The organism is Mesorhizobium sp. M2A.F.Ca.ET.037.01.1.1 (assembly GCF_003998075.1).
Taxonomy (GTDB): domain Bacteria; phylum Pseudomonadota; class Alphaproteobacteria; order Rhizobiales; family Rhizobiaceae; genus Mesorhizobium.
This window is the reverse complement of sequence record NZ_RZSA01001480.1, coordinates 1-1,068: the sequence shown is the minus strand read 5'-3', so window position 1 is coordinate 1,068 and position 1,068 is coordinate 1. Positions and strand designations below refer to the sequence as shown.

Sequence of the window (1,068 nt, the reverse complement as noted above, 5' to 3'; positions counted from 1 at the left end):
CAGTGGTACCGCTCCCGGCAATCGATTCAGCACTGGGCGTGTTCAAACACAATTTTACAAAAAGTTAATCCAAATCATTTCCGCGAATGATATTCTCCGTGCAGGTTTCGGAGCAAAGTTTCTTGGGAAGCAAGGATCTTTGCTGGCGGGCCGCGGTGATTGCTGCGAACGATGGTCAAGCTACCGGCACCGCCCAGGACAGGAGAAACACCTGTTCAGGGTAACGTGGCGCATTGGGCGGCGGGCTCTTTCAGCATCGCAGGATCTGTGGCGCCGAAGTGCTTCCATCAGCCCTTCGGCATGTCCTCCGGACTGCCTAGCCAATATATACATAGGGAGACAACGATGACTGACCAAAGTGCACCAGATCGCAAGGAGGAATTTGCGATCTTCAACCATCTTGAGTCCGAAGTGCGCAGCTACGCTCGCAGCTTTCCCGTCGTTTTCGCGAGGGCAAAGGGGGCTCAGTTGTTTGCGCGCGATGGGACCGCCTATCTCGACTTTCTCATGGGCTGCTCAAGTCTAAACTATGGGCACAACCCCCCTGAACTGAAGTCCGCGCTCGCAGACTACATTGCGAGTGACGGCATCACTCATGGCCTCGATCTGTATAACGAAGCCAAGGAGACTTTTCTGCGAGAATTTCACGAGACGATCCTTAGGCCGCGACAATTAGACTACGTAGTGCAGTTTCCCGGTCCGACCGGCGCCAACGCGGTCGAGGCTGCCCTCAAGCTAGCGCGCAAGATCACTGGTCGGGCCAACATCATAGCCTTCACCAACGGCTTTCATGGCGTTAGCCTTGGCGCTCTCTCCTGCACGGGCAACCGATACCACCGCGCAGCCGCCGGCCAGCTGCTCGGCGGCGTCACACGGCTACCCTATGATGGCTATCTTGGATCCAGTGTAGACACCGCCGACTACCTTGATCGCCTGCTCTCGGACCCCTCCAGCGGCGTGGACGCCCCGGCGGCGGTGATTGTCGAGACAGTTCAGGGCGAAGGCGGCCTGAATGTCGCCGGCACGGAGTGGCTGCGCAAGGTAGCGGCCATTGCGCACAGACACGGA

General features: G+C 58.0%; 1 protein-coding gene. It reads left to right on the top strand.

Annotated features, from left to right (window positions below):
• Positions 1-345: 345 nt before the first annotated feature.
• Positions 346-1,068, top strand: a 723-nt coding sequence (locus EOA27_RS37735; RefSeq protein WP_245491362.1) for an aminotransferase class III-fold pyridoxal phosphate-dependent enzyme, incomplete at its 3' end; no start/stop codon positions are given.